At 71.7% G+C, this 21,739-nt stretch carries 19 protein-coding genes, 2 pseudogenes and 1 riboswitch; of the genes and pseudogenes, 9 read left to right on the top strand and 12 right to left on the bottom strand.

What is annotated here, in order from left to right; genetic code table 11:
• The first annotated feature begins 27 nt into the window (after window positions 1-27).
• The 4 genes and pseudogenes from ACIF6F_RS37500 to ACIF6F_RS37485 all read left to right on the top strand — a co-directional run.
• A complete protein-coding gene (locus ACIF6F_RS37500; protein ID WP_399958367.1) occupies window positions 28-771 on the top strand; it encodes a MerR family transcriptional regulator in 744 nt (247 codons plus the stop codon).
• Window positions 772-824: 53 nt separating this feature from the next.
• The gene (locus ACIF6F_RS37495) at window positions 825-1,298 is read left to right on the top strand and encodes a bifunctional nuclease family protein (protein WP_399958364.1); all 474 of its coding nucleotides are present in this window, start codon (window positions 825-827) and stop codon (window positions 1,296-1,298) included.
• Between the two features lie 168 nt (window positions 1,299-1,466).
• Window positions 1,467-2,102: a MerR family transcriptional regulator gene (locus tag ACIF6F_RS37490; protein WP_399958361.1), complete on the top strand. Its 636-nt coding sequence runs from the start codon at window positions 1,467-1,469 to the stop codon at window positions 2,100-2,102.
• Window positions 2,103-2,169: 67 nt separating this feature from the next.
• Window positions 2,170-3,528: pseudogene (locus ACIF6F_RS37485) on the top strand (DNA polymerase IV); the annotation flags it as partial.
• Window positions 3,529-3,689: 161 nt separating this feature from the next.
• On the opposite strand, the gene ACIF6F_RS37480 reads toward ACIF6F_RS37485, so the two are convergent.
• Window positions 3,690-4,076: a PRC-barrel domain-containing protein gene (locus ACIF6F_RS37480; protein WP_399958358.1), complete on the bottom strand. Its 387-nt coding sequence runs from the start codon at window positions 4,074-4,076 to the stop codon at window positions 3,690-3,692.
• A 113-nt stretch (window positions 4,077-4,189) separates the two neighbouring features.
• Window positions 4,190-4,299, top strand: a riboswitch (glycine riboswitch).
• Between the two features lie 185 nt (window positions 4,300-4,484).
• Between ACIF6F_RS37480 and gcvP the strand changes: the two genes are divergently transcribed.
• A complete protein-coding gene (gene gcvP / locus ACIF6F_RS37475; protein WP_399958355.1) occupies window positions 4,485-7,370 on the top strand; it encodes an aminomethyl-transferring glycine dehydrogenase in 2,886 nt (961 codons plus the stop codon).
• Between the two features lie 142 nt (window positions 7,371-7,512).
• Here the strand turns inward: gcvP and ACIF6F_RS37470 are convergent, their stop codons facing one another.
• Window positions 7,513-7,710, bottom strand: a complete 198-nt coding sequence (locus ACIF6F_RS37470; RefSeq protein WP_399958352.1) for a DUF5999 family protein — start codon at window positions 7,708-7,710, stop codon at window positions 7,513-7,515.
• A gap of 288 nt (window positions 7,711-7,998) precedes the next feature.
• A complete protein-coding gene (locus ACIF6F_RS37465; RefSeq protein ID WP_399958349.1) occupies window positions 7,999-8,586 on the bottom strand; it encodes a hypothetical protein in 588 nt (195 codons plus the stop codon).
• A 493-nt stretch (window positions 8,587-9,079) separates the two neighbouring features.
• Here ACIF6F_RS37465 and ACIF6F_RS37460 point away from each other — a divergent pair, with 493 nt between their 5' ends.
• Complete coding sequence (locus ACIF6F_RS37460; RefSeq protein WP_399958346.1) at window positions 9,080-10,627, top strand: glutamate--cysteine ligase; 1,548 nt, start codon at window positions 9,080-9,082, stop codon at window positions 10,625-10,627.
• Here ACIF6F_RS37460 and ACIF6F_RS37455 read toward each other — a convergent pair.
• Window positions 10,605-12,374 carry a substrate-binding domain-containing protein gene (locus tag ACIF6F_RS37455; RefSeq protein ID WP_399958343.1) on the bottom strand — a complete coding sequence of 590 codons (1,770 nt, stop codon included), beginning with the start codon at window positions 12,372-12,374 and terminating at the stop codon, window positions 10,605-10,607. The genes ACIF6F_RS37460 and ACIF6F_RS37455 overlap by 23 nt on opposite strands.
• Window positions 12,375-12,509: 135 nt before the next feature.
• Here ACIF6F_RS37455 and ACIF6F_RS37450 point away from each other — a divergent pair, with 135 nt between their 5' ends.
• Window positions 12,510-13,334 (top strand): CPBP family intramembrane glutamic endopeptidase, encoded by an 825-nt coding sequence (locus ACIF6F_RS37450; RefSeq protein ID WP_399958386.1) that lies wholly within the window; start codon window positions 12,510-12,512, stop codon window positions 13,332-13,334.
• A 27-nt stretch (window positions 13,335-13,361) separates the two neighbouring features.
• On the opposite strand, the gene ACIF6F_RS37445 is transcribed toward ACIF6F_RS37450, so the two are convergent.
• Complete coding sequence (locus ACIF6F_RS37445) at window positions 13,362-14,219, bottom strand: PhzF family phenazine biosynthesis protein (protein ID WP_399958340.1); 858 nt, start codon at window positions 14,217-14,219, stop codon at window positions 13,362-13,364.
• 147 nt (window positions 14,220-14,366) lie between these two features.
• On the opposite strand from ACIF6F_RS37445, the gene ACIF6F_RS37440 reads away from it, so the two are divergent.
• Window positions 14,367-15,038: a hypothetical protein gene (locus ACIF6F_RS37440; protein ID WP_399958337.1), complete on the top strand. Its 672-nt coding sequence runs from the start codon at window positions 14,367-14,369 to the stop codon at window positions 15,036-15,038.
• On the opposite strand, the gene ACIF6F_RS37435 is transcribed toward ACIF6F_RS37440, so the two are convergent.
• From ACIF6F_RS37435 to ACIF6F_RS37425, 3 genes are all read right to left on the bottom strand, one after another.
• The gene (locus tag ACIF6F_RS37435) at window positions 14,992-15,363 is read right to left on the bottom strand and encodes a hypothetical protein (RefSeq protein WP_399958334.1); all 372 of its coding nucleotides are present in this window, start codon (window positions 15,361-15,363) and stop codon (window positions 14,992-14,994) included. The genes ACIF6F_RS37440 and ACIF6F_RS37435 overlap by 47 nt on opposite strands.
• A 50-nt stretch (window positions 15,364-15,413) precedes the next feature.
• Window positions 15,414-15,581, bottom strand: coding sequence for a hypothetical protein (locus tag ACIF6F_RS37430; protein WP_399958331.1), 168 nt, complete (start codon window positions 15,579-15,581; stop codon window positions 15,414-15,416).
• A 63-nt stretch (window positions 15,582-15,644) separates the two neighbouring features.
• Window positions 15,645-15,803, bottom strand: coding sequence for a hypothetical protein (locus ACIF6F_RS37425; protein ID WP_399958328.1), 159 nt, complete (start codon window positions 15,801-15,803; stop codon window positions 15,645-15,647).
• Between the two features lie 674 nt (window positions 15,804-16,477).
• On the opposite strand from ACIF6F_RS37425, the gene ACIF6F_RS37420 reads away from it, so the two are divergent.
• On the top strand, window positions 16,478-16,813 hold the full coding sequence (locus ACIF6F_RS37420) for a hypothetical protein (protein WP_399958325.1): 336 nt from the start codon (window positions 16,478-16,480) through the stop codon (window positions 16,811-16,813).
• A 385-nt stretch (window positions 16,814-17,198) separates the two neighbouring features.
• Here ACIF6F_RS37420 and ACIF6F_RS37415 read toward each other — a convergent pair whose 3' ends face one another.
• The 4 genes and pseudogenes from ACIF6F_RS37415 to ACIF6F_RS37400 all read right to left on the bottom strand — a co-directional run bounded on the left by ACIF6F_RS37415 (window position 17,199) and on the right by ACIF6F_RS37400 (window position 21,616).
• Window positions 17,199-17,948, bottom strand: coding sequence for a hypothetical protein (locus ACIF6F_RS37415; RefSeq protein WP_399958322.1), 750 nt, complete (start codon window positions 17,946-17,948; stop codon window positions 17,199-17,201).
• A pseudogene (locus tag ACIF6F_RS37410) lies at window positions 17,945-18,960 on the bottom strand (ATP-binding protein). Before ACIF6F_RS37410 ends, ACIF6F_RS37415 begins: the two are co-directional and overlap by 4 nt.
• Window positions 18,961-18,992: 32 nt before the next feature.
• Entirely contained in the window at window positions 18,993-20,507 is a 1,515-nt protein-coding gene (locus ACIF6F_RS37405) for a Mu transposase C-terminal domain-containing protein (RefSeq protein WP_399958381.1), read from the bottom strand.
• Window positions 20,508-20,863: 356 nt separating this feature from the next.
• Window positions 20,864-21,616 (bottom strand): TnsA-like heteromeric transposase endonuclease subunit, encoded by a 753-nt coding sequence (locus tag ACIF6F_RS37400; RefSeq protein WP_399958319.1) that lies wholly within the window; start codon window positions 21,614-21,616, stop codon window positions 20,864-20,866.
• Window positions 21,617-21,739 lie beyond the last annotated feature (123 nt).

Raw genomic sequence — 21,739 nt, 5'->3', positions numbered from 1 at the left:
CGGGGGAATCCCCACCAGGGAAGGTCCATGCTGCGTACACCGACGGGCGGTGCCGGAAACGGCACCGCCGGCTCGGTCGGGCGGCTGGTGAGCATCGGGACGGTGCTCAACCTGCTGCGTGACGAGTTCCCCGAAGTCACCATTTCCAAAATCCGGTTCCTGGAGGCCGAGGGGCTCGTCGAGCCCCGGCGCACGCCCTCGGGCTACCGCAAGTTCAGCCCCGACGACATCGAGCGGCTGGCCCGGATCCTGCGCCTCCAGCGCGACCACTACCTGCCCCTGAAGGTGATCCGCGAGCAGCTGGACGCGATCGACCGGGGCGAGCAGGTACGCATCCCCGCGCCCTCCCCCCAGGGCGACCCGGCGGTGTCCGCCGCCGAGGCCGGCGCCGTGGGGTCCACGGTGGCCCGGGTCGGCCGCGCCGAGCTCCTCGCCGCCGCCGAGGTGGACGAGGCCCAGCTGGCCGAGTGGGAGTCGTACGGGCTGATCGCCGAGACCCCGGGCGGCGGATTCGACGCCGAGGCCGTCACCGTCGCCAGGCTGGTGGCCGATCTCGGCCGGTACGGTCTCGAGCCGCGTCACCTGCGCGCCATGAAGGCCGCCGCGGACCGAGAGGCCGGGCTGGTCGAACAGGTGGTGGCACCCCTGCGGCGGCACCGGAACCCGCAGACCAGGGCACATGCCGAGGCCACCGTGCGGGAGCTCGCGGGACTGTCCGTACGCCTGCACGAGGCACTGGTCCGGACCGCTCTCGGGGTACGTCTGCACTGATCTTGGGCGGTCCCGACTACCCAAACCCACGCGGCAGGTCCTAGGGTTGCTGTGTGAACGAGCTCGACGTCGTGGGTGTCCGGGTGGAAATGCCCTCCAACCAGCCGATCGTGCTCCTGCGCGAAGTGGGAGGCGACCGTTACCTCCCCATTTGGATCGGTCCTGGGGAGGCGACCTCCATCGCCTTGGCCCAGCAGGGGATGGCCCCTGCCAGGCCGCTGACCCATGACCTCTTCAAGGACGTGCTGGAAGCGCTGGGCGAGGAGATCAGCGAGGTCCGCATCACGGACCTGCGGGAAGGCGTCTTCTACGCCGAGCTGGTCTTCGCCAGCGGGGTGGAGGTGAGCGCACGCCCCTCCGACGCCATAGCGCTGGCCCTGCGCACCGGATCGCCGATCTACGGCAGCGACCGCGTGCTGGACGACGCCGCGATCGCGATTCCGGACGAGCAGGAGGACGAGGTCGAGAAGTTCCGGGAGTTCCTGGACCAGATCTCGCCCGAGGACTTCGGCACCGGCACGCAGTGACCCGACCTCAAGGGAACCTCAAGTCATTCGAGTAGCCTTTCCCCGCATAGGGGTACGGGAAACCACTCTCAGGGTGATTATCACTCGGCGTGCCGAGTGTGGCGATCGTTGACGCACCCCTGGTGACTGCCTACCGTCGAGATGGCAGGTCAAGGACGGAGGGTCGGCGTGAGAATCAGCGGCGACGGTACGACCGGGGGCATCCCCGCGCGCGGTCCGGGGGAGGGCGGGGCGTACCCGCTGTACGGCGGTGCGGTGGGCTCCGCGCGCCGTCTTCCTGAACCCACGGTGGTCAACGAGGACCCGGCATCCGAGGAGATCGGCTACCGGGGGCCGACCGCCTGTGCCGCAGCGGGCATCACGTACCGGCAGCTCGACTACTGGGCGCGCACCGGGCTGGTCGAGCCCAGCGTGCGTCCCGCGTACGGATCCGGCACGCAGCGGCTGTACAGCTTCCGCGACGTCGTCGTTCTCAAGATCGTCAAGCGCTTCCTGGACACCGGGGTGGCGTTGCAGAACATCCGCACCGCCGTCCAGCACCTGCGGAACCGGGGCTTCGCCGATCTGGAGCGCATGACGCTCATGAGCGACGGGGCCACGGTCTACGAGTGCACCTCGCCGGACGAGGTCGTGGACCTGCTCCAGGGCGGGCAGGGCATCTTCGGTATCGCCGTGGGCGTGGTCTGGCGCGACGTGGAGCACGCGCTGTCCCAGCTGCACGGCGAGCGCGTCGACACGGGCGAGACGCTGATCGGCCACAATCCGGCCGACGAGCTCGCCAGACGGCGGCACAGGGCCGGGTAGCGGACGGCCCGGACACGGGTACGAGCGTTCCGGGCCGTTGTCAGTGGCGTAGGGCAGCATCGGGGCCGTGAGAGCCGCGCCCACCATCCTGCATCTGGACATGGATGCGTTCTTCGCCGCCGCAGAGCAGGCGGCGAAGCCGAGCCTGCGCGGGAAGCCCGTGATCGTGGGCGGCCTCGGCCCGCGCGGAGTGGTGGCCACCGCCTCGTACGAGGCGCGGCGGTTCGGCGTCCACTCGGCGATGCCGATGGCCCAGGCCCGCCGGCTCTGCCCCAACGGCGCGTACCTGGTGCCGCGCTTCTCCCTCTACCGCTCGGTGAGCGAGCAGGTCATGGCGCTGCTGCGGGAGCTGTCCCCGCTCGTGGAGCCGCTGAGCCTGGACGAGGCGTTCGTGGACCTGGAGGCGGGCGGGATCGCCTTCGACGAGGCGTCGGCCAGGGTGGCAGGCGAGCGGCTGCGGGCCGACATCAGGGAGGTCACCGGGCTGAGCGGGTCCGTGGGGCTGGCCGGTTCCAAGATGCTGGCCAAGATCGCTTCGGAGCAGGCGAAGCCGGACGGTCTGGTGCTGATCCCCACGGGGACGGAGCGGGAGCTGCTGGCGCCGATGCCGGTGCGGACGCTGCCCGGGGTGGGCCCGGCGACCGGGGACCACCTGAGGCGGGCCGGGATGACCACCGTGGGGGAGCTGGCCGGAGCGGGTGAGGACGAGCTGGTGCGGCTGCTGGGGCGGGCGCACGGGGTGGCGCTCCACCGGATGGCGCTGGGCCTGGACGACCGGGCGGTGGTGGCGGAGCGGGACGCGAAGTCCGTCTCGGTCGAGGACACCTTCGACGTGGACCTGCACGACCGGACGCGGATCCGGTTCGAGGTCCAGCGGCTGGCCGACCGGTGCGTGGAGCGGCTGCGGGGCTCGGGGCACTCCGGGCGGACCATCGTGCTCAAGGTGCGCCGGTACGACTTCTCGACGCTGACCCGCTCGGAGACCCTGCGGGGGCCCACGGACGACCCGGCGGTGGTCAGGGAGGCCGCGCTGCGGCTGCTCGACGCCGTGGACACCACGGGTGGGGTGCGGCTGCTGGGGGTCGGGGTCTCGGGTCTCGCGGACTACACGCAGGAGGACCTCTTCGCGCAGGCCGCGGGGGAGGGGAGGGATGCCGCGGAAGAGCCCCGGGAAGGGGCGCCGGAGGCCCTGGGAGGCGCTGGAGGGGATGCCCCGGCACACCGGTCCGGGGTGCCGGCGGAGCGGCGCTGGCCGGCCGGGAGTGACGTCCGGCACATCGCGTACGGCGCGGGATGGGTGCAGGGCAGCGGGGTGGGGAGGGTCACGGTGCGGTTCGAGGAGCCCGGTTCGGAGCGGCCGGGGCGGGTCCGTACGTTCCTGGTCGACGATCCGGAGCTGGTGCCGGCCGAACCGCTGCCGCTGGTCGACCCTGAGCGTGCCGGAACCCGGACCGCGCGGTGGGGGGCCGCGGCGGGCGGGGTGCCGGGGCGGGGCGGGCGTACCGCGGAGGCGGCGGGGCGTACGCCGGCGGGGACGGACCGTGCCGCCGGCGGGGCGTCTCCGGAGGGGGCGGGGGCGGGTGCCGGTCAGGCTTCCTCGGTGCCCGCCAGGCGGCCGAAATCGCGGTCGGGGGGCGGTGGGGAGGCGAGTTCTTCGGGGAGCGAGACGTCCAGCCCGTAGTGGTGGTAGAGCTGGAGTTCCTGTTCCGGGGAGAGGTGGCGGCCCACGCCGAAGTCCGGGGCGTCCTTGATCAGGGCGCGGTCGAAGGGGACGTGGAGGGTGCCGGAGACCACCTCGCTGGGCTCCAGGGGGACGAAGGCGTCCCGGCTGAAGAGTCCGGTGCGGACGGCGGCCCACTCCGGTGCACCGGTGGCGTCGTCGAGGTAGACCTCGTCGATGGTGCCGATCTTGGTGCCGTTGCGGTCGAACGCCTTGCGGCCGATCAGGCTGCGCGGATCGATGTCGGTCTGCACGGTCCCTCCATTTGGTCGCAACTCCTCCGTTACGACTACAAAAGTGCATATTCGAAGAGGGGGCCACTCGAGGGAGCCCCGGAGACCTCGCTGGTAGTCTGGTTTCCGGCTGCTGACCCCGTGCGGGAGAGTCCTCCGAACGAGTCGCGAAAGACTCACCCGGTGGCGCCGAAGGAGCAAATCCTCCCCGGAATCTCTCAGGCAGACGTACCGCTCGGACGAGGCCACTCTGGAAAGCAGGGCGGGCGTCGGACGTGCTCCGGAACCCCTCCTCACCGACGGTGAAAGCCGGCGACCCCTCGTGGGGCGTCGGTGAAGCTCTCAGGTTGAGATGACAGAGGGGGAGGCCGTCCGGGTGCCCGCGCCGTGGCACCCCTCGCAGGTCGTCAGACCAGGAGGCCTCCGCCCATGACCGCCAGTCGTACTCCGCTCTCCCACCTGGAGCGCGGTATCCCCTTCGAGCAGCGCCACATCGGCCCCGACACCGAGGCCCAGGCCAAGATGCTCGCCCAGGTCGGCTACGGCTCGCTCGACGAGCTCACGGCGGCCGCTGTGCCTGACGTGATCAAGAGCGCCGAGGCCCTGAACCTCCCCGGCGCCCGCACCGAGGCCGAGGTGCTGGCCGAGCTGCGCGAGCTCGCCTCCCGCAACGAGGTGCTGGCCCCGATGATCGGTCTGGGCTACTACGGCACCTTCACGCCGCCGGTGATCCTGCGCAACGTCATGGAGAACCCGGCCTGGTACACCGCGTACACGCCGTACCAGCCCGAGATCTCGCAGGGCCGCCTGGAGGCCCTGATCAACTTCCAGACCGTGGTCGCCGACCTCACCGGCCTGCCCACGTCGGGCGCCTCGCTGCTCGACGAGGGCACCGCGGCCGCCGAGGCCATGACGCTGGCCCGCCGCGTCGGCAAGGTCAAGGGCGGGGTCTTCCTCGTCGACGCCGACGCGCTGCCGCAGACCATCGCGGTCATCGAGACGCGCGCCGAGCCCACCGGCATCGAGGTCCTGGTCGCCGACCTCTCCGAGGGCATCCCGGCCGAGGCCGTCGAGCGCGGCGTGTACGGCGTGCTCATCCAGTACCCCGGGGCCTCCGGCGCGGTCCGCGACATCAAGCCGCTGATCGACCAGGCCCACGAGCTGGGCGCGATCGTCACCGTCGCCGCCGACCTGCTCGCCCTCACCCTGCTGGCCTCTCCGGGCTCCCTCGGCGCGGACATCGCCGTCGGCACCACCCAGCGCTTCGGCGTCCCGATGGGCTTCGGCGGCCCGCACGCCGGCTACATGGCCGTCCAGGAGAAGCACGCCCGCTCCCTGCCGGGCCGCCTGGTCGGCGTCTCCGTCGACGCGGACGGCAACAAGGCGTACCGCCTGGCGCTCCAGACCCGCGAGCAGCACATCCGCCGCGAGAAGGCCACCAGCAACATCTGCACCGCGCAGGTGCTGCTCGCCGTCATGGCGGGCATGTACGCGGTCTACCACGGCCCGGACGGCCTGAAGCAGATCGCCCAGCGCACCCACCGCTACGCCGCCATCCTGGCCGCGGGCCTCACCGCCGCCGGCGTCGAGCTGGTCCAGGGCGCGTTCTTCGACACCCTCACCGCCCGCGTCCCCGGCCGCGCCGCCGAGGTCGTCGCCGCCGCCCGCCGGGGCGGCGTCAACCTGCACCTGGCCGACGCCGACCACGTGTCGATCTCCTGTGACGAGACCACCGGCCGTGAGCAGCTCGCCGCCGTGTGGGCCGCCTTCGGTGCCGAGGGCGACGTCGAGGCGCTGGACGCCGCCACCGCGGACGCCCTGCCGGAGGCGCTGCTGCGCACCGACGAGTACCTGACCCACCCGGTCTTCCACCAGCACCGCTCCGAGACCGCGATGCTGCGCTACCTGCGCAAGCTCTCGGACAAGGACTACGCGCTGGACCGCGGCATGATCCCGCTGGGCTCCTGCACCATGAAGCTCAACGCGACCACCGAGATGGAGGCGGTGACCTGGCCCGAGTTCGGCCAGCTGCACCCCTTCGCGCCGATCGACCAGGCCCAGGGCTACGCCACGCTCATCAACGAGCTGGAGGAACGTCTCTGCGAGGTCACCGGCTACGACAAGGTCTCCATCCAGCCGAACGCGGGTTCGCAGGGTGAGCTGGCCGGTCTGCTCGCCGTCCGCGCGTACCACCGTGCGAACGGCGACGAGCAGCGCACCGTCTGCCTCATCCCGTCCTCCGCGCACGGCACCAACGCCGCCAGCGCGGTGATGGCCGGCATGAAGGTCGTCGTCGTCAAGACCGCCGACGACGGCGAGGTCGACGCCGAGGACCTGCGCGCCAAGATCGAGCAGTACCGCGACGAGCTCGCCGTGCTGATGATCACCTACCCGTCCACGCACGGTGTGTTCGAGGAGCACGTCGCCGACATCTGCGCCCAGGTGCACGACGCCGGCGGCCAGGTGTACGTCGACGGCGCCAACCTGAACGCCCTGGTCGGCCTCGCCAAGCCGGGTCACTTCGGCGGCGACGTCTCGCACCTGAACCTGCACAAGACCTTCTGCATCCCGCACGGCGGCGGCGGCCCGGGCGTCGGCCCGGTCGCGGTCCGGTCCCACCTGGCCCCGTACCTGCCGAACCACCCGCTCCAGCCCACCGCGGGCCCGGAGACCGGTGTCGGCCCGATCTCGGCCGCCCCGTGGGGCTCGGCCGGCATCCTGCCGATCTCCTGGTCGTACGTGCGCCTGATGGGCGGCGAGGGCCTCAAGCGCGCCACCCAGGTGGCCGTGCTCGGCGCCAACTACATCGCCAAGCGCCTGGAGCCGCACTTCCCGGTGCTGTACACCGGCCCGGCCAACCTGGTCGCGCACGAGTGCATCATCGACCTGCGCCCGCTGTCGAAGTCGACCGGCGTCTCGGTGGACGACATCGCCAAGCGCCTGATCGACTACGGCTTCCACGCGCCGACCATGTCCTTCCCGGTGGCCGGCACGCTCATGATCGAGCCGACCGAGTCCGAGGACCTGATCGAGCTGGACCGCTTCTGCGACGCGATGATCGCCATCCGCGCCGAGATCGAGCGGGTCGCCTCCGGCGAGTGGCCGGCGGACGACAACCCGCTGCACAACGCCCCGCACACCGCGGCGGCGCTGGGCGGCGAGTGGAACCACCCGTACACCCGTGACGAGGCGGTCTTCCCGGCCGGCGTCAACGCCGCCGAGAAGTACTGGCCGCCGGTGCGCCGCATCGACGGTGCCTTCGGCGACCGGAACCTGGTCTGCTCCTGCCCGCCGCTGGACGAGTACGACAACTGACCGGTGAGCGGCGGCCGTAGACTGCCGCACGCCGGCTGACGGCGAAGGGGCCGGCCCGGAGGGAGTACCTCCGGGCCGGCCCCTTCGCCGTGGCCCCGTGCCGGTTCGCCGCGGTCCCGTGCCCCGCCGCCCGGCCCCGTGCTCAGGCCGCCTTGGCCACCGCGAGCGGGCGGTGCGGCGCGATGATCTGGCCGTCCGGCAGCAGCTCACCGGTGTCCTCGAACACGACGACGCCGTTGCACAGCAGGCTCCAGCCCTGCTCCGGGTGGTGCGCCACGAGCTGGGCGGCCTCCCGGTCGGCTGAGTCGGCTGAAGGGCAGGCAGGCTGGTGCTGGCACATGGATGCGTTCTTTCGCTGCGGTGTGGTGAGTGTCGTCCTGCGGCTCGAATCGGTGTTCATGGCCGCCCCCCGTCAATCGGTCGGTCAGTTCCCCAGTGGGGTCTTCCCGCCGGAGCGGGAGCAGGACCCCAGTGTTGCCCTACGGAGGTCGGTCCGCAGGGATTTCCTGGCAGCTGTCCTCACTGATTGATGACGCATCACCCTTGCGGGCGGTTCAGCCCAACTACCCTGTCTCTTCGGATGGTTCGTGGATGGTCCGGGTGGACTAGCCCGAATGGCGCAACCGGGTCAGGCGGGTGTGGCCAGGGCGGGCGGTGCCAGCCGGTGGGTCAGTACGGGCAGCAGTTCGGACACCGGGTGCGGGCGGTACGCGGCGATCCCCGGCGGGGCCGGGGCCAGCGGCACCAGCAGGTCCGCCGCGGCCGGCAGGCCCGAGGCGGCGTCCGCACCGGCCGAGCCGTGCAGCCACAGGGTGAGCATGTACAGCTCCGGTACGGACAGCAGGCGCGCCTGGAAGTGGCCGGCCACCGACTCGGCCTGGCGCAGGGCGCGTTCGGTCGCGGCGACGTAGGGGCCCTCGAAGAAGTGGGAGAAGGCCCAGCCGTCGGGCGTGAGCATGGTGTCCGCCGCGGCCACGAACCGGTCGCCGCCGCGGATCAGGAAGCGCCAGCCGGTGAGCCGGGTGCGGGGCGGGCGGCCCCCGGCGGTGACACGGTCCAGGACGTGCACCGGCAGTGGCAGCTCGGCGGTGACCTGGCCGCCCCGGAGCGCGCGCAGGGCCGGGGTGTGCGCCTCGTGGACGGCCGCGGGGGACCGGAGTGCCGCGAGGACGCTGCGCAGGGCGGGCGCGGGGGCCGGGGGGACATGCAGCGGCATAGTGGGTCGCCTCTCACATGGGAGGTGTGGAACGGGGCAGGTGCGGACGGCGCTGTCGCATTCTGGGGCCAGAGGGGGGCTGTGGGGCAATGGCCGGGCGCCAACTCTCTGCCTCGTTTGCGGAGTTTATACGACATGTGTTCACGCAGTGTTTCGGCTAGCTGTCCCGCCCATTGCGGACAAGGCGCTTACCGGTCCCGCTGTCGTGGATTTCATACCGCATGCTCGCGCGATTCGCTCGTTGACCTCGGAGATTACCGGAAGGGGGCTCGGCTGAAAAGCGGTGGTCGTATAAAGCGGCACAGGCGCAAGGTAATTGCGGGTTGCCGCATTTCTCTGTCACATGCCGGAGGGAAGTGCCGAAGCGCCGCTTCGGCCAAACCGGCGCACGCTCCCCGCCACAAGCGTTCGCGCGGCGTTATCGATCACCGCCCCGGGGCATCATCGACCGTAACGCGGGCCCCGGGCCCGCCATTCGAGGAGGGACGCTTCGATGGGGGAGAAGGTCGTGGCAGGCGGATTCGACCTGTCCGATCGGCAACGGTACCGGAGGAAGCTCCACGAGTGCCTGGAGGGACTAGGGCGACTTCTGGCGGAGAAGAGGTTCGACCGTCCCAAGAACCTGATGGGGCTGGAGATCGAGCTGAATCTCGCGGGTCCCGACGGGCTGCCGCGAATGATGAACGCGCAGGTGCTGGACCGAATAGCGAGTCCGGATTTCCAGACGGAACTCGGCATGTTCAACCTGGAAGTGAACATCGTCCCGCACCGCCTGGACGGCCGGGTATTCGACCGGCTCGTCGAAGAACTGAGCACCGGCCTCGGATATGCCCACCGGATGGCCGCCGAGATCGACGCGGGCGTCGTGATGATCGGCATCCTGCCGACCATCGCGCACGCCGACGTCGTCACGGCCAACCTCTCCGACGTGGACCGTTACTCGCTGCTCAACGAGCAGATCGTCACGGCCCGGGGCGAGGACTTCACCCTCGACATCGAGGGGGTGGAGCGGCTGAGCTGCACCTCGACCTCGATCGTCCCCGAGGCGGCCTGCACCTCCGTGCAGTTGCACCTCCAGGTCACCCCCGCCCGATTCGCCGCCGTGTGGAACGCGGCGCAGTGCGTCACCGCGGCCCAGATCGCCGTCGGCGCCAACTCCCCCTTCCTCTTCGGCCGCGAGCTGTGGCGCGAGTCCCGGCCCCCGCTCTTCACGCAGGCCACCGACACCAGGCCGCCGGAGCTCCAGGCCCAGGGGGTGCGGCCGCGCACCTGGTTCGGCGAACGGTGGGTGGAGTCCGCGTACGAGCTCTTCGAGGAGAACGTCCGCTTCTTCCCGGCGCTGCTGCCCATCTGCGACGAGGAGGAGCCGCTGCGCGTCCTCGCCGAGGGCGGGGTGCCCAGGCTGCAGGAGATGGTGCTGCACAACGGCACCGTCTACCGGTGGAACCGGCCGGTGTACGGGGTCGCCGACGGCAAGCCGCACCTGCGGGTGGAGAACCGGGTGCTGCCGGCCGGGCCGACGGTGGTCGACGTGGTCGCCAACGCCGCCTTCTACTACGGGCTGGTGCGCACCCTGGCCGAGGAGCCGCGCCCGGTGTGGACCCGGATGCCGTTCGCCGAGGCGGAGGCCAACTTCGACGCCGCCTGCCGCTACGGGATCGACGCGCGGCTGCGCTGGCCCCGCAAGGGCCGCGGCGGGGGCCTCGCCGGCGTGCCGGCCGCCACCCTGGTCCTCGACGAACTGCTGCCGATGGCCGCGGCGGGCCTGGACGCCTGGGGCATCGAGCCGGCCGACCGGGACCGCTACCTCGGCATCATCGAGGAGCGGTGCCGCCGCCGGGCCAACGGGGCCACCTGGCAGGTCGAGACGTACCACCGGGCCCGCTCGGCCGGCATGCGCCGGGACCAGGCGCTCGCCGCCATGACCCGCCGCTACGCCGAACTCAGCCACCGCGGGGACCCGGTGCACACCTGGCCGGTCGGCCTGCCCGACGAGGAGCCGGCCGCCGCGGCGCCGGTCAGCCGCGCCCGACGGCCGTGATCGCCTTCAGGATCACCGTGTGGATCTGGGTGGGGTCGCTGACGCGGTAGGCGGCCCCGCCCGTGGCGGCGGCGATCGGCCCGAGTTCCCGCATGTCCGCGTCCGGGCCGATCGCGAGGGCGATCAGCGGCACGGGGCGCTCGGGGTCCGCCAGCGTCTTCAACTGCGCCACCAGCGCCTGGCGGGAGACGGAGCCCGGGTCCTCGTTCACGCCGTCGGTGAGGACGACCAACGCGTTGAACTTGCCGTACGCGTACGAGTCCCGCGCCGCCCGGTACGCGGCGAGCGTGGTGTCGTACAGGCCGGTGGCGCCGTCCGGTTCGGGGCTGAGGCCGTTGAAGGCGGCCACCAGCCGCTGCTGCTGCGTGGACCCGTCGGCGGAGCGCTCGCCGAGGCGGGCGGTGGGGACCAGCTCGCGGTAGTCGCGTTCGCCGTCGAGGCGGGTGGCGAACTCCCACAGGCCCACCTCGTCCTCGGGGGTGAACGTGGCCAGGCCCTGCAGCAGCGAGGCGCGGGTGACCTCCATCCGGGAGCTGTCGCCGTGCCCGGGCACCGGCGCCGCCATCGAGCCGGAGGCGTCGACCACCGTGGTCAGCCGGGCAGCCTGCACCGTGATCGTCCACATCGCCAGGGCCTCCTGCACCTCCTTGGCGGTGGGCGGCTGGGTGAGCGTGGCCGAGGCGGGCTGGGCCGCGTCCCCGCCCGCCTGCCGGACCACGGCGGGAGCCGGGGCGGCCCGGCGGTCGCGGAAGCCGTGCCGGGCGAGGACGGCGCGGCCCTCGGTGTCGCCGAGGAGCCGGAGGAAGCGCATGGCGGCCCGGTTCTCGTCCAGGTCCAGCCGCCGCTCGTCGACCAGCGTGTACGGGTAGTCCAGCAGCGGCGCCCCGTCCGTCGGGTAGAAGAGCGCGAGGGGCACCCCCTCGTCCCGGGCGTTGTGCGCGTGCGCGGCCTGCTCGGAGAGGATCACCGCCTGGCTGCGCCGGGGGTTGGTGCGCTCGGCGTCCGTCTCGTCGCGCGGCAGGGTCCCCGGTACGAGCGCGTCGGTCTCGGCGACCCGCTGGGAGAGGACCTTGGCCGCCCCCGCCGCGACCACGTCGCCGTCCGGGCCCATGGCGCGGGCGGAGGCGGCGATCCGGCCGAGGGCCAGCAGGGCGGTGGCACTGTTCGCCGGGTCGGCGGCGCCCATCCGCAGCTGGTCGGAGCGCAGGCCCGCCGCGGCCAGGCCGGCCCAGGTGTACGTGGTCTTGGGCCAGCCCATGATCCCGGCGGCGGACGGGGCCGCGGCGAGCACCACCGGCGAGGAGGCCACCTCGCCCAGGGCGGCCACCGGCAGGGACTCTGGCTGGAGGCGGGTGCGTTCGACCCAGGCCTCGGAGTCGGGGATCCAGACGTCGAAGCCGGGGTCCCGGCGGCCGGTGCCCAGTTCGAGCGAGACCTCGTGGGACTCGCGGGCGGTGACCGACAGCGCCAGGCACTGACCGTCGGAGGTGATCCGCTGCCTGCGGGCGCGCTCGGCGGTCTCCCGTACCGCAGGGGCGATGTCCGGGCTGGCGACGACCCGCAGCTTCACGGACCGGTCGGCGCAGGCGTCGCCGAAGGACGGCAGCAGGCCCTGCGCGGCGGCGACGGCGCAGGTGCCGGCGGCCAGCGCGAGGGCGGTGCCGATCACCACGGAGCGGCGGCCGGCCCGGCGCGGGGGCCGCTCTTCCGCGGTGCCGCGCGAGTCGGGCAGGCTGTGACGTCCCATGCTGGTCGTGCCCTTCCATGAACCCCGAGGCGAAGCCGGGCAGGCAGTATGGGAAGGCAGCGCTCCCCGCCGGCGCACGCGATCTTCGTGCGCGCTGGCGAGACCCTAGCGGGGCGGCGGTGCGGATGGAACGGGATTGCTGAATCGGAGTCAGTCGTGCGGGCGCAGCAGGGAACAGAGGTCGGGGCATTGCGGGCGGTGGAGCAGGAAAAGGGGGTCCTGAGGACGGAGACGCTGCTGGTCCTGGCGCTGTCGCTGGGGGCGAGCGCGCTGTCCGCACTGATCAGCTTCATCGGTTCGGTGACCAGGCCGGGGGGCCTGAAGGACCAGGCCGCCACCCTCAATGCCTCGCACGCGCCCGGCCGTCCGTGGCTGGACCTCGCCTGGCAGCTGTTCGGCATCGCCTCGGCGCTCGTGCCGGTGCTGCTCGTCGCCCACCTGCTCACCCGTGAGGGCGCCCCGGGGCTGCGGGTGCTGGGCTTCGACCGGTCGCGGCCGTGGTGGGACCTGGGGCGCGGGACGCTGGTGGCGGCCGGGATCGGCAGCGCGGGGCTCGCGTTCTACCTGGTGGCGCGGGCGTCCGGGGCCAACCTGACGGTGGTGCCGGAGGCGCTGCCCGACGTGTGGTGGAAGTTCCCCGTACTGATCCTCTCCGCGGTGCAGAACGCCGTGGTGGAGGAGGTCATCGTGCTCGGGTACCTGCTGCGCAGGCTGGGGCAGCTCGGCTGGACGCCGATGGGTGCGCTGCTCGCCTCCTCGCTGCTGCGCGGGTCGTACCACCTGTACCAGGGCATCGGGGGGTTCATCGGCAACGCGGTGATGGGCGTCGTCTTCGTCCTGCTGTACCGCAAGTGGGGGCGGGTGGGACCGCTGGTGGCCGCGCACGCGCTGCTCGACATCGTGGCGTTCGTCGGGTACGCCGTACTGGCGGGGCGGGTGGACTGGCTGCCGACCCGCTGACCGGGGGTGGGGTGGCGGGGGCGTCGCTTACCAGGGGTCGGGCAGGAGTTCGCCGTCCAGGACGGTGACCGCAGCGCCGGTGAGGAGGACGCGGTCGCCGTCGAGCCGGACGTGGACGGTGCCCTGGCGGGTGCCGCCCTGAAGTCCGGTGAGGGTGTCGCGGCCGAGGCGGGCGGCCCAGAAGGGGGCGAGGGCGGTGTGGGCGCTGCCGGTCACCGGGTCCTCGTCGATGCCGAGGGCGGGGAAGAAGCAGCGCGAGGCGAAGTCGTACCCGCGGGACGGGTCCTCGGCGGGGGCGGTGACGATGACGCCGTGCCGTCCGTAGGCACGGAGGGCGGCGAGGTCGGGGGCGAGTGCGCGTACGGTCCGCTCGTCCGCCACCTCCACGACCAGGTCGCCGATGTGGGCGGCGGTGTCGTGGACGGACAGCACCTCGGCGCCGAGGGCGGCCACCACCTCCGGCGGTGCCGGGACCGGGGAGAGGGGGGAGGCGGGGAAGTCGAGCGTGTACGTGCCGTCGCCCGCGGCCCGGGCGGTGAGCGGTCCGCAGCGGGCGGAGAAGCGGAGCGTGGCGGTGGCGGTGGCGGTGGAGGGGGTGCCGGTGCCGGTGGCGGCGGCGGTGCTGGTCAGGACGTGGGCGGCGGCGAGGGTGGCGTGCCCGCACATGTCGACCTCGGTCAGCGGAGTGAACCAGCGCAGCGCCCAGTCCGCCGTGCCGCCGGGCGGCAGGGCGTGGACGAACGCGGTCTCGGGAAGGTTGACCTCCGCCGCGACCCGCTGCAGCCACCCGTCGGCCGGAAACCCGGCCCCGTCCAGCACCACGACCCCGGCGGGATTGCCGGAGAAGGGCCGGTCGGTGAAGGCGTTGACGGTACGGATGCGCATGCCGTGCAACCTACGCGGGAGGTCGCTTTCCGGCCAAAGGGACCACGGGGTCGAGTGCGCGGCCCGGGCTGCCCGGAAAACCCGTGGGGTTCTCGCGGCGCTGGCAGCACTGTGGTCCCCGATGCCGACGGGAGGGAGGGGAGCCCCGTGCGTTTGCCGGATGCCGACGCGCTGGCCCGTGCGATGGAGAGGGTGGGGAAGGCCTTCGAGGGCGTGACAGCCAGGGCCGACGAGGACGGCTGCGGCCGGTGCTTCGGCGCGGAAGAGGTCGCGCTGCTGCGGACTCCGGGCGTCCGGCTCCCCGCGGACCTGGTCCGCCGGGTGGCGCGGAAGGACCCCTTCCACTGGCACGACCGGCGCTCGGTCGTGCAACGGATCCTGGCGCAGCTCGTCGTGGTGCTCGCCGAGGGCGACGACGAGCCCGATCTCCTGGTCCGGGGGCTGGCGGCGGCCGGGTGGCGGGGGTGGCCCGGCGAGCAGGGTGCGGCGGTGGCGGGCTTCCTGGACGAGTGGTGGGCCTGGACGCTGCGGACCGGGGAGCCGCCCGTGCCGGCGTGCGCGGTGTTCGAGAGCTGTGTGACCGCGAGCTCCTCGGTGGCCCCGTGGCTCCGTCGCTGGGAGGCGGCTGGCGAGAGCGTCGTCGCCCGCCGTCATCTGGCTGACGGACTCCGCTGGTGGAGCGAGGAGTTGGAGTCCGGCGACTCGCCCTTCGCCTGGTGGTGGGGGAGCGAGGCGGAGGCGCGGGACGCCTGGCAGGAGGTGCGGGCGTGGGTCAGGGGGCGTTCCGGGCCGGGCGAAGGGTCTGGAGGGCCAGCGTGAGGGTGACTTCGGCGCCGTCGCTCCAGTCGCAGACCTCCAGCCACGAGAGGTAGCCGTCTTCGGCGAAGACCAGGACTTCCCCGCGGCAGTCCCCGTCGTCCGTGACGATCAGCCGCTCCGCCGCCACGACCCTGCCCGGCCCGGAGTCCGCGGGGGAGACCAGGCCGGTGTCGAGGGCGAAGTACGCGGTGCCGCACCCGCACGTGCAGCGGTTCTCGACCCGCATGTGCGGCACGTGCGTGCGCAACGTGGCCTGTACCGGGTCATCCAGGTTGAGGAGGATGTCGAGCAGCTCGGCGATGTCGTCAGGGAGCGGTTCCGGCATGTCCGAAACCCTATGGGCGGCGTCCGGTGCCGGACTCCGCCGGGGGTGGGTCACTCGTAGCCGCGGGCCGCGGCGAGCTGATTCGCCACGGACGTCCAGGTGACCGGTTCGACCCTGGCCGGCGGCGACGCGGTGAGCCAGGCCTCCCAGGACTCCAGGAACCCCGCGAGCGAGGCGCTTGCCCCGCCGCCGCCGGTCCACTTCCCCCGGGCCTGCAACTCTGCACTCGGGCGCGGTCGTGGGCGTAGCCAGCCGCGCGGGCACGCAGGAAGGTGCGGAGCTCACCCGAAACCGCGACGGGCGGTGCGGGTGCACGAGGAGGTGGGGGTGGCGGGTCCGGCGGCTGGGGCGGCGACGGCGGCGTGCGTCCAGGGCATGTCGGTGCCGGTCACGGTCAGCAGGGCGATCCTGGTCGCCGTGGTGCAGTCGCCAGAGGTCACGGGAGGTGGGGTCCGGGGTCGCCATGGGTCCCATGGTGGCGGTCGGCGCTGACAGCCGGGGAGCCGGCGTCGTCGGAGCGTGCGGCGGGCGCCGCGTGCAACAGGGGCCAGCCGTCAAGTTCCCGGGGATCGGGGTGGGACGGGGCCCAGCCGTGGGACAGGGCCGCGTCGAGCAGGGAGCGGACGGCGCCCGGCTCGTGGAGGTTCAGGCCTGGGCCGTGGGTGAAGCCGACGTCCCCTGAGCCCAGGGGGGCACCGCTCGGGACGTAGCGGCCGGGGCCCTCGGCGAAGACGATGCGCAGCGGGCCGCCGGCGGCCGGGGGCTACGGGTGCAGGGTGAGGATCTGGCGGCAGTCCGCCCACCGGCCGTCACCGTCACGCCGGTGCGTGTGGCGCAGCGTCCTGACCTGTCGCAACGAAGTTAGTCGGGCCGGATCGCGTTGACCTGCGGGGACTGGATTGAATGAGACGGCTGCGGGGTCGGCCAGGCGTCCGTCAGGACGCCAGGGCCGTGGTGACCGCCAGCACCGAACCGAACGTCACGAGCGTCGCGACGTGCTTGGTCCCCATCACCGAACGCCCCCAGCAACGGCCATGATGCGGAGAGGATTGCTCTGAGCTGCGATAGTTGGCGCCGAGCCAGGCGAAGAGGCATGCAAACCGCAGGGGGAACAGTGGAGCGGATCACCGAGGACCAGGTCGCGCAACTGACCGGTTTCGTGTTTGCACGAATCCCTGACGCGACCTCACTCCAAGGCGAAGCCCGTCGCGCTGCCACGGCCCTGCGGCTGGCCGCAGCCAAACAGGTTGCGGCGGTGCGTTTCCACCGGGCCTCACCGCCCGAGAACGCGGCGGAGACCGAGTTGCACGCAACCGCCTCATGGAACCTGCTGGTCGCCTTCGCCCAAATTTGGCACGACCACCCAGATTTCCCTGCCGACGCCGCCATAGAGACCTTCGAGTTTGACTCTGAGTCTCCCCTCTCGGTGACCGAGCACCGCAAGCAATAGGCCTTACGGGACTTGGTGCAGAGAAGCCGCGTCGAGCTGAAACCAGTCCTGGGCGACCATCCAGGACTGGTAGTCCAGGAAGATCCTTGCGAGGCCGTCCGATCGCTCTCGGATCGTGAAGTAGTCGCGGAGGAGCCGGTGGAGCGTGATCACCGCTGCGGCGTCGGCCTGCTTGGTGAGCGGGTGAGTCCAACCCCCTGGAGCGAGGTGGCGAACGAGAAGGGGCCGGTCAGGTCGTGGCCTCGGCCGAGACGGACCACGAGCCACTCCTGGAACCCTGTGAGCACGCTCCACGAGCTTCCGGCGTCCAGGCCGAGAAGAAAAGCGGTCACCGAGGAGAAAGAGCCGTCGAGGCCGTGCCGGGCAGGCTCGCGACGAACCGCGGTCAGTAGGGCCTGGTAGTGCTGGAGCAGGTTCGCATGGAAGGTTGCTGGGTTGCGGTGAGGTAGTTTCCCGCACTGCGTTCGGGGTTCCTGGTCAATGTGTCCGGGTTCCTCAGCGGGTGGCTGGACATGTAGCGGTGAACGGTGCCGTAGGACACGCTGGCGTCGTGTTCGTCCAGCAGCCTCTCCCAGACCAGCCCGACCGTGGGAAGTTGGCCGGCATGCGTGGCGGCGTATTCGTCGAGGATGACGTCGATGGCGGGACCGACGCGTCCTTTGGCCCGGCCCTGGATGGCCGCGCGCTCCTTGCGCGGCGGAGGAGTCGGTGAGGCGAGGGCCTGGCGGACCATGTATGGGCTCACGCGATGCCTCGCGGCCAACTTCCTGACGGACTGCTCTCCCGCTTGGACGTCCCGACGGATCGCTGCGAAGAGCGCCGGCTTGTCGGCGCTGGCTGTGACACGACGCTTGGGCTTGTCCGGGGTCGGCCTCGCACGTTTCTGTCGCACCAGATCGGCCAGCACCCGTTCCAGTACGTCTTGTCGACGGCCGGTGACTGCGGCGAGTCGGTCAGCGCGTGGTCGTTTCCCGCGCCCGTAGTCGGGTGGGCCGACCAGGCATCCGCGCAAGTAGCTGGGCTTGAGGTGGTTCGCCTGAGCCAGCCGACGGATGAAGGAGTCGGTTCCCTCCCCGAGTCGCAGTGAGACCTGGATGGGGAGCCGGACCAGTTGTTCGGGCAGTGCGTCGGTCACCGGGCGGCCGCCTTCTTCACCGGTTTCCTCACGATCTCCGCCGCGTGGTCCAGGGGGATCTCGTCGAGTGCTTCTTTGGTCACGCGTTCGGACCCGCCCAGGATCGCGTCGATCGCGGCGCCCCGGATGGCGTGGGACAGCGCTCCGATCATGCCGTCGGCCCGGTTGTGGAGGTAGCGGTCCAGCTTCACCAGACTGCCCTGCGGGTGGTCGTGCAGTAGCAAGGTCTGTTCCATGGTCGCGACCAGGCCCTTCCACTCGTCGCCGTAGGGGAACGGGCGGGTGGGGGACGAGTGTGAAACGGCCCGCGATCTGGGCGCCCCGAGTGCCGGTGAGGAGCTCACTGGTCTCCAGGCCGATGCCCGCATAGACGAACGTCGCGGGGATGCGCTCGGAGAAGTACTTCAGGGTGTCGGAGACCTCACCGCCGGCCCGTGTGACCTGCGAGACGTTGTGAATCTCGTCGACCAGCACCAGGCCGGTGCCCGAGTCCGTGCAGACGCCGACCACAGGCCTCGATGATGTCCGTCATGTTCGACCGGGGGCGGACCGGCAGGCCCAGGAAGCGCGCGAACTCGGCGGCGACCATCCGGGCGGTCGCGGCAGGCGGGACGGTGATGTAGAGCACCGGGATGCGGCCGGCGGTGTTCGGGTGGCGGGCCCGGTCGAGGAGTTCGTGGGCGAGCCCGAGCTGGGTGATGGCGCTGGTCTTGCCCGTGCCCGGCAGGCCGGAGACCATCAGGCCGCGGCGGGCGCTGATCGTGTGCCGATTGAGAAGAACCAGGCGGCGGCCGCAGACCACTGTTTTCTCGACGAACGAGGTGGCGACCACGAGCATCCGTGCGTGATGGTCGAGCCGGTCCTCGTCGTAGAGGGCCCGCTCTGCCGGGGACAGCCGCCGCAGTTCGTCGGGGGACAGCAGGACCGGGGGGTCGGGCGGGCCGGCGGCGAACGTCCGCCATCCGTCCAGGGTGGTGAGTTGGCGGTTGGCCGCGGCATCGGCCTCGTGCAGGGCGGTTCGGCGGCCTGCCGGTTCGGGGATGGTCACGGACGCTTCCAGGGGTTGGCTAGCGGATCGAACAGACCCAGCGGGATGACCTTGGCCAGCTCGGTGTCCGGCTCTTCGGCAGGAGTGGGCTCGACGGCCGGTTGGTCCGGGACCGGTCGGTCGGGGGTGGTGGCCCGGGTCCGGGCGGCGACGCGGCGGGAGCGCTTGGCCGCAGGGTCCTTCTCCAGCGCGGGGCCCGCGTGGGCCCGCCGCAGCAGGACAGCGGCGGCATCCGCGATCTGTTCCTCGGTGCCGCCTGGGACCTGCTCGCAGGCGTGGTCCCAGGCGAGCTCTCCGAACGGGACGCCGACGCGGCGAAGGTGTTTCCAGAACACGGTGATCCACCGGTCGCCCTGGCGGTCGCGTACCCAGATTCGCGAGATGTCGTAGGGGTCGTAGTGGATCTCCCACAGACCCTTCTTCTCCGCCACCCCGGAGTGCTGGCGACGCAGTGGACCCAACTCGACGTCGTCGTAGGTGCGGTGCTTGATCCGGATGCCGTAGGCGTTGATCGCCTGCCAGCGCTCGGGCAGCAGCTCGATGAAGTCCTCGCCGTTCAGCGGGACCGGGACGTAGCCGCAGGACTCCACCAGCGTGGCGTACTTCTCGTTCGGCGAGAACGCCCGCTTCGGTGCCTGCGGATCACGCAGCCCGTCATGCGGCCTGGTTTGCCAGACCGCAATGATCCACTCGTCGAGAAGGCCCTGCAGCTCGGGCAGCGACCACAGCAGCCCGTCCTCCAGTTTCCGGCCCCGGCGGTCCGCGGTCGAACCGGTGTAGCCCGCGACGAACTGAGCGAACAGCGTGGCCACCGAGCCCAGGGTCTTCTCGATCGTGCCCTTGTCCGTAGGGGTCGCCTTGTGGGCCGGTTGCAGGTTGATGCCCAAATACCGGCAGGACGCCCGGAAGTTGTTCGAGATGAATACCTTGCCGTGATCGCAGACGATGGTCTCCGGAACGATCACCGGCCGTGCCGCCGCGTGCTCCAGTCGCTCGTCCAAGGTCAGCAGCCGCCGGTGCGGCAGTACCGAACGGGACATCAGCAGGGCTTCCGACCAGCCCGCTCGCATCGCCTCCGGGGTGACGCTGCGGGCCAGCAGCGCGGAGGCGTCGGCTGCTTTCGTCGTCGGCCGCAGCACCGCTGCGGTGATCGACCTGGTCGCGATGTCGACCATCGCGGTCAGCTCGACCTTCTCCGCGATGCCGTCGTCCAGCCGCACCAGCACGTCCAGCGGGGTCGAGTCGATCTGCATGAGCTCGCCCGGCGCGCTGGCTGGCACTTCCCCGAACGGGCCGGGTGGCCGTGCGTTGACCGACCGGCGCGTGCGGGCCGAGCCCGTCGCATGAGTGCCGGTCGCCAGCTTGCCGTAGAGCCGGTAGAGGGTAGCCCGGGAAGGAATCTCGACATCGGTGGCCTCCCCCTGGCCGGCCAGGATCTCCTTGGCCCGCCAGACGATGAACCCGATCGTCTTCGACGAGTCCTCGGCCGTCTCACCGATCGCCTGCCGCATCGCCTCCACCACCACAGCATCGACCATGCCGAAAGGCGGCATCTGCTTGGCGGACCGGCCGTCGGCCAGCCCGATCAGTCCGTCACGCTGATAGCGCTGGCGCCGCTGCTTGATCCCGCTGGCTGTCACCGGGTGCCCGGCCGCTGTCAGCTCGGCCGCCTTGGCTCGCTCACGCTCGGCCAGTGAGGTCCGTCGCGGATCGAACTCCGGCCGTGGCACCGCTCTTTCGGAAGCGTCCAACGGCAGGCCGTGCAGCACTTCAAGAATGTGACCCTCCCACCAACGGGCCTGTTCGGCCGCCGTCTCGGGAAACTCCGCGATCCGGGCCGTGGGCGGGACCTTCCGTCCTCTCCCGCTCACTGGGCACCCCTGGCGGGCAGGCTCACGACCGTGCGCGGTCCCATAAGCTCGACCGCCAGCCCCTTGATGGCCAGTTCCTGGAGCCAGAGCAGATGGAAGAGGGTGGGCAGCGTCGCGAGCCGGTCGCCTGCGGCGTCGGCCCCTGGAAACATCGGGCCAGGCTCCGCGAAGACCTCCCGCAACCGGTCGGCAACCAGGCGGTGCAGGCACCGCGGGTGCCGGTAGCGCGACAGCCACCGCACGTTCGCCAGCAGCACCGCCTCCAGCGTCCCGACTCGCTCGAACCCCCACCCGGCCTGAGCACAGGCCAGCCGCGTCACCTCGAACGCTTCCGCGTCCTTCGGCTCGATCCGCTCATCCGCGCGGACATCGAAGACCACCGCCGAGCCATCCGCGTGGCGAGCGAAGTAGTCCGGGGCGTGCCGACGTTCTCGTTCGCCGTCGTGCCAGTACAGCCAGAACGGCTGCGAGGCGATCCCCGTCACCTTCGGGTCGAAGTCCAGGAGCAGAAGCTGATCCCGCTCCAGCCAGGACTCGAACCCGACGTGCTGCCCCGTCGTCGCGGCCCAGTACCAGCCTGCGAAGTGACGGTCACCGCGAGACCAGCGAAAGGGCCGCACCGGTGCCACGTCCTCGAATCGGGTCGTCACGCAGTCCAGCAGCGGACGCCGTTGCCGCTCGCGTACGACATCCACGTACGACAGCTCGACGTACGGTCCCGGAAGATCCACCCCAGCCGGTACAGCCACTCAGCACCCCCAGCGCGATCACCTGCACGCCTAGTGACCTGGTTTTGAGGTCGGGGCTCGCCTCGTGAGTCGTGTTCTGTTTCAGATCCTGGGGTTCGCCTGACGTGACGGGCTTGGGGCCGG

Source organism: Streptomyces sp. NPDC086023 (genome assembly GCF_044540325.1).
GTDB lineage: Bacteria > Actinomycetota > Actinomycetes > Streptomycetales > Streptomycetaceae > Streptomyces.
This window is presented reverse-complemented; position numbering and strand designations above follow the sequence as displayed.